This is a genomic window from Bartonella sp. AA56HLJMS (genome assembly GCF_042197145.1).
Classification (GTDB): Bacteria; Pseudomonadota; Alphaproteobacteria; order Rhizobiales; family Rhizobiaceae; genus Bartonella.
This window is the reverse complement of the sequence record NZ_JBHIRL010000114.1, coordinates 1-549: the sequence shown is the minus strand read 5'-3', so window position 1 is coordinate 549 and position 549 is coordinate 1. Positions and strand designations below refer to the sequence as shown.

Genomic DNA, 549 nt, shown 5'->3' with positions numbered 1-549 from the left:
TTTTTTTTCACTTATGTCCTCAGATGTCTGTTTAATATCTTGCCAAATTCTCTCTGATCTTGACCATGAAATTCGATTTAAAAAGAACAATAAAACCACTAAAATGCATATTACAGCAGCAACACCTAACTTAAGTTTTAAGTGACTTTGATCCCAAGAAAGTTTTAAGAGCAGAATGAAAAGTGTACTCAATAAAGCACCCATCACTATACTGTAATAACTCATTGATGTAGATGACATACAATCTCTTAACAGCTCTATATCATTCTCTGTAAGCATATAAACGGGTTCAGATTCTTCTGTACTAACCCTAGACTTCTTTTTACTATCCATTAAAGCACCTTCTGTTTAAAAAGGAACGCTATCATTCATAACGGTATGAGACGTATCAAGAGGTCTGTAAATGCTTCTGTCATAAGGTGATGACTGCTCTTGATTATCATCATTTTTGCCATCTAAAAGCTTTAACTCGCCTTTGTACTGAGGCAATATGACTTCTGTTACATAGCGATCAACACCGTTTTTATCTTGCCATTTACGGGTTTGTAG

Annotated in this window: 1 protein-coding gene and 1 pseudogene; both read right to left on the bottom strand. The window is 34.6% G+C overall.

The features are described 5' to 3' along the window. On the bottom strand, positions 1-333 hold a 333-nt coding region (locus ACFINI_RS10165; RefSeq protein WP_375607479.1), incomplete at its 3' end, for a hypothetical protein. Positions 334-348: 15 nt separating this feature from the next. After that, positions 349-549: pseudogene (locus ACFINI_RS10160) on the bottom strand (single-stranded DNA-binding protein); the annotation flags it as partial.